This window comes from Mycobacterium sp. TH-M25 (genome assembly GCF_057473665.1).
Window position 1 is genome coordinate 1 of the sequence record NZ_JBYCLA010000504.1, and the last position, 4,377, is coordinate 4,377.

The window sequence follows — 4,377 nt, forward strand, 5'->3', positions numbered from 1 at the left end:
AATCCGCGGCGTCGGCCCGATCACTTTCCTGATAGGTCAGGGTCTCGACGTTGATGTCCAAGCCGAGCCGCTGCCGCATCCGGTCGAACCGCGCCCGCCGCGCGACCCGACGCGCTTCGCTGTCGGCCGTGCCGAGGCTGAACGATTCGACCGCCACCCGGCTGCCGGGAGCGCTGAGCCCGGTCACGATGTCGAACAGCCGGTCCTGAGCTTCGGCCGGCAGGTATGGCAGCAGGCCTTCGGCCAGCCAGGCGGTCGGGCGGCCCGGGTCGAAACCCGCGGCCGTCAACGCGGCGGCCCAGTCGTCGCGCAGGTCGACTCGAACGGTCCGGCGCTGCGCCGTCGCAGCCGCGCCGGCCGACTCCAGCGTGGCCGTCTTGTAGGCGACGACCTGCGGCTGGTCGATCTCGTAGACGACGGTGCCCACGGGCCAATCGAGCCGGAAAGCCCGGGAGTCCAGGCCCGCGGCCAGGATCACCACCTGCCGGATCCCGCCGGCGACAGCGTCTGCGAAGTACGAGTCGAAGTAGTGCGTGCGCACGGCCTGGTAGTCGATGGCCAGCCGGTGGGCTCGCCGTCCGTGGTCGTCGTCGCCGATCCAGTCCAGCGAACTGGCCAGCCGCTCCCACGGCTGCCCGGCGGCGGAGACCAGCAGGTGAGCGAACGGGTCGCGGATCAGCGGGTCATCCGATCCCGTCTCCATGGCGCGGGCCGCAGCCACGCTCAAGGCGGTGGCGCCCACGCTTTCGGTGATGTCCCAGCTATCGCCCGCGGAGCGCATCGAGGCCGTGTCAGTTACGTCGGTCATAACGCCCACATACTACCGAATAAGTTAGGCAACCTATATGGTTGTGTGAGCTACCTCACCGCTGTCGGCTCAAGCTTCGGGTCAGTAACAATTTCAGCTGCTCGATGATCGCGTCGAATTCGGCGCGGCCGCCGACAAAGCCGGCATAGAACCCCATCCCCAGCAGCACCGCCAGCAACATCTCGGTGAGCGCGACGGCGTTGGTGCTTTGGCTCAGCTCGCCGTTGCGGATGCCGTCGTTGATCGCCCACAGCAGGAACGAGCGGGTGGCGTTCACCGAGTCGCTTTCCGGCCGGCTCAATTCCGGGTGACGGTGCGATTCCAACGTGGCGGCGATCAGAAAGGCCGATGCGGCGCGGTTCTCCAGTTCGGCTTCGACGGTGCCTTCGATGAAGGCCGACACCCGGCCGGTCAGCGTTGCCTCCATGCGGGCCCGCTGCGTACTGGCGGCGACCATGCCGTTGTTGGTGTCGTCCAGCACCTGCCAGTACAGGGCGCGCTTGTCTGCGAAGTAGTGGTTGATCGCGGGCCGGGTCAGGTCAGCGCGGACCGCAATCGCCTGGAAGGTGGCGCCGTCGTAACCGCGTTCGCTGAACACCTCACGCGCGGCCGACAGAATGCGCTTACGTGTTTCAGCGGCCTTTGCTGCCGGGGGGCGCCCCGGCCCCCTGTTCGCTGTCTGCACCACGCGACAATTGTGCCATAGGTCACACCTGTGATTTTCACAAAATTGACACGCCAGTGAGCCGGCCGCGGTGTGCGGCCTCAGACCGTCGGGGGACCGGGCAGGTATCCCACCTCGTCCATCTGGTCCAGGTGGACACCTGGGCCCAGTGCTGCGCTGCTGACGCTGTGCAATGCGCGGACCCGATATACCCGGAGCGCGGTCCGCTTATTCCGCGACGCGTCAGCGCGCCGTCTTCGCCGCGCCTTTCTCGGTCGAGGCACCTTCGTGCGTCAGCGACCCGCCGGCGTTCTCGAGATGTGCGCGCACAAACCACTGGAACTTCTCCAGTTCGGCGGCGTGGTCGATCAAGATGTCTTGGGTCACCGGGTCGAGCTTCTCGGTCACCTCGATGGCCTTGCGGGTGTCTTCGATGACGCCGTTGTAGACCAAGTCGAGCGCGGCCAGGTGCGCCTGCACGGTATCGCGGCTGACCGAATAGTCGTCCCAGGTGCGGTCTTTCAGAATCGCGCCCGGCGTGCCCTGCGGCGAACCACCGAGCGTGGCGATCCGCTCGGCCACTTCGTCGGCGTATCCGCGAACCAGGTCCACTTGCGGGTCGATCATTTCGTGCACGCCAATAAAGTTGGGGCCCACGACGTTCCAGTGCACGTGCTTCAGCGTCAGATGAAGGTCGTTGTAGGTACTGAGCTGCTTCTGCAATAGGTCAGTGGTTTTCGCGGCCTGCTGGCCGGTCATGCCCGGCACGGTGAATTGACTCATGAGAGTCCTGTACCCGATGACTGCGGCGCGTAACCCCGGCGCGTCACAACTCCCGGATGTCCTGCAGCGGTAGCCGGGCCCCGCGACGCGGCTCGTAGGCCAATCCGCTGGCTTGCAGCAACCGGACCACCCGGTGGCGGTGCGGGCGCATCGGTTCGAGGAGTTCGACCATCTCGGCGTCGTCGATCGGCCGGCCCAGCAGCGTCCAGCCGATCATCTTCGGGACGTGGTAGTCGCCGACCGACAGCGCGTCGGCGTCGCCGAACGCCCGTTGCGCCGTCTCGGCCGCTGTCCAGATCCCGACCCCGGGCAGCGACATCAGTGCCTCGCGGGCCTTCTCGGCCGGCCACGACGTCAACCGTTGCAACGACGACGCCCGCTGGGTGCACCCGACGATGGTGCGGGCGCGACCCGGGTCGACGTTGGCGCGGTGGAATTCCCACGACGGGATGCGCCGCCACACCTCGGCCGGCGGCAGCACCCGCATCCGCTGCGGCGCGGGCCCCGGCGCCGGCGCTCCGAACTTGGTCACCAGCAGGCGCCAGGCCCGGAACGCGTCCTTGCCCGGGACGCGCTGTTCGAGCACGGCGGGGATCAGCGCCTCCAGCACCTGCTCGGTGCGGCCCAATCGCAGGTGCGGCACCCGTCGATACGCCTGCGCGACAATCGGGTGCACCGGCTCGAACCCCGACCGGTCGTCGTGCTCGCCGAGCATGGCCGGCAGCGCCTCCAGGAATTCGTCGGCGCCGCTGCCCCAGGCCGTGCAGTCGACCGCGTCGGCGGCAGCGCGGCTGATTCTCGCGGTCACAGATCCGCTGGGCAGCAGGCTGGTTCGCCAGATGCCGCCGTCGGCAGCGACGTGAAAGCAGGGGTCGCCGGGACCGCGGCGCAACGGAAAGAGGGTGTTCGCGGGGCTGACCGGACACGGGAACGTGACCGTGCGGGCGCTGACCACCATCTGCTCCTTCTCAACAGCATAGGTCCGAACCGTCCACGCAGCCATGCCCCGGTGGGCAATTGACCGGCAACCGTGTTCCACGTCAGGATGACCAGGTGACAACCCCGTTCGACGCTCCGTCCGCCGAGTTGGCATGGATGTTCCTGCAGTGCCTGTCCGAGGGCGCCGACGTCGACGAATGCTTTGAGCTGCTCAGCGACGACTTCACCTACTGGAGCATTGTCACCCGCACATCGCTGGACAAAGCGGCGTCGCGCGACGACGTCGACCGGCGCAAACAGCGGGCCGAGTTGAACCTCGACTTCCTGCAGTGCTTCAACGACGGCGAGAGCGTGGTGATCGAGGCAGAAGCCCACGGTGAGACCGGCGACGGCGTGCACTTCAACACCCCCGCCGTTTTCATCTTCGAGACCCGCGACGGCCTCATCACCTCGCTGCGCGAGTACAGCGACACCCAGCTGACCGCCCGCGTGTTCGGCGTGGCGACCGCCTAGCCGACGGTGATCTCGGCTTTGTCGGGATAAAACGCGGCGTGGCCGGCGATCGCCGCCACCGCCGGGTAGGGCCGCTCGTAGCACCAGATCACGTCATCGACCGTCACACCGCCGGTGGTCACGCTGTAATAGCCGGCGTCGCCCTTGAACGGGCAGTAGCTGCTGGTGTCGGTGCGGGTGAGCACCTCCTGCACGACATCCGTGAACGGAATGTACTGCACCGCAGGATACGTGGACTCGCGCAGCTCCAGCGCCGCATTGGTGTCGGCCACGATCTCGCCGTTGACCCGAACCACGACCCGCTTTCCGGTCGGGTTGACGGTGATCGGGTGCTCGGGGGTGGGCTGCAGAACAGGCCGGCTGGTCATAACGTTCTCCTCGGGTCCGAATAGCAGTTTCAACGCAGCCGGCCGTCCACGATTCCCGACGCGGATCACCTGACCGGCGCGAGCATGTCCTGCCATCCGTTGTCGCCGGTGTGGCGCGAGTCCTCCAACGAGTACTTGGCGCCGTCGGGCCCCACCACTTCGCCACTGGACGGCAGATAGATCGCGCTCGCACCGCCCGGCGTGTAGGTGCACGGGTTGGGCTGCTGACCGTTGCAGTGCACCGAACCCGATCCGGGCCGCTGCAGCGGGTCGTCGACCGGAGGCGCCGGCGGCGGCAGTCG

At 67.5% G+C, this 4,377-nt stretch carries 6 protein-coding genes and 1 pseudogene; 1 reads left to right on the forward strand and 6 read right to left on the reverse strand.

Annotated elements, in window-relative coordinates:
- From AC2VOU_RS16985 to AC2VOU_RS17000, 4 genes are all read right to left on the reverse strand, one after another.
- Positions 1 to 808 (reverse strand): SAM-dependent methyltransferase (locus AC2VOU_RS16985; protein ID WP_486958420.1); only part of this gene is annotated, 808 nt, incomplete at its 3' end.
- Positions 809 to 863: 55 nt separating this feature from the next.
- The gene (locus tag AC2VOU_RS16990) at positions 864 to 1,496 is read right to left on the reverse strand and encodes a TetR/AcrR family transcriptional regulator (RefSeq protein WP_486958421.1); all 633 of its coding nucleotides are present in this window, start codon (positions 1,494 to 1,496) and stop codon (positions 864 to 866) included.
- 219 nt (positions 1,497 to 1,715) lie between these two features.
- Positions 1,716 to 2,255 carry a Dps family protein gene (locus tag AC2VOU_RS16995; protein ID WP_486958422.1) on the reverse strand — a complete coding sequence of 180 codons (540 nt, stop codon included), beginning with the start codon at positions 2,253 to 2,255 and terminating at the stop codon, positions 1,716 to 1,718.
- 43 nt (positions 2,256 to 2,298) lie between these two features.
- Positions 2,299 to 3,213 carry a DNA-3-methyladenine glycosylase family protein gene (locus tag AC2VOU_RS17000; protein WP_486958423.1) on the reverse strand — a complete coding sequence of 305 codons (915 nt, stop codon included), beginning with the start codon at positions 3,211 to 3,213 and terminating at the stop codon, positions 2,299 to 2,301.
- 137 nt (positions 3,214 to 3,350) lie between these two features.
- Between AC2VOU_RS17000 and AC2VOU_RS17005 the strand changes: the two genes are divergently transcribed.
- Positions 3,351 to 3,707: a nuclear transport factor 2 family protein gene (locus tag AC2VOU_RS17005; protein ID WP_486958425.1), complete on the forward strand. Its 357-nt coding sequence runs from the start codon at positions 3,351 to 3,353 to the stop codon at positions 3,705 to 3,707.
- On the opposite strand, the gene AC2VOU_RS17010 is transcribed toward AC2VOU_RS17005, so the two are convergent.
- Both AC2VOU_RS17010 and AC2VOU_RS17015 read right to left on the reverse strand, forming a co-directional pair.
- Entirely contained in the window at positions 3,704 to 4,075 is a 372-nt protein-coding gene (locus tag AC2VOU_RS17010) for a DUF427 domain-containing protein (protein WP_486958424.1), read from the reverse strand. The two genes, AC2VOU_RS17005 and AC2VOU_RS17010, sit on opposite strands and share 4 nt — an antisense overlap.
- Before the next feature lie 65 nt (positions 4,076 to 4,140).
- Positions 4,141 to 4,377 (reverse strand): annotated as a pseudogene (locus AC2VOU_RS17015) (MCE family protein); the annotation flags it as partial.

Bases quoted from the DNA above. Each gene is read 5' to 3' on its own strand.
- AC2VOU_RS17010 (WP_486958424.1), bottom strand. From the start codon at position 4,075: ATGACCAGCCGGCCTGTTCTGCAGCCCACCCCCGAGCACCCGATCACC.
- AC2VOU_RS17005 (WP_486958425.1), top strand. From the start codon at position 3,351: ATGTTCCTGCAGTGCCTGTCCGAGGGCGCCGACGTCGACGAATGCTTT.
- AC2VOU_RS17000 (WP_486958423.1), bottom strand. From the start codon at position 3,213: ATGGTGGTCAGCGCCCGCACGGTCACGTTCCCGTGTCCGGTCAGCCCC.
- AC2VOU_RS16995 (WP_486958422.1), bottom strand. From the start codon at position 2,255: ATGAGTCAATTCACCGTGCCGGGCATGACCGGCCAGCAGGCCGCGAAA.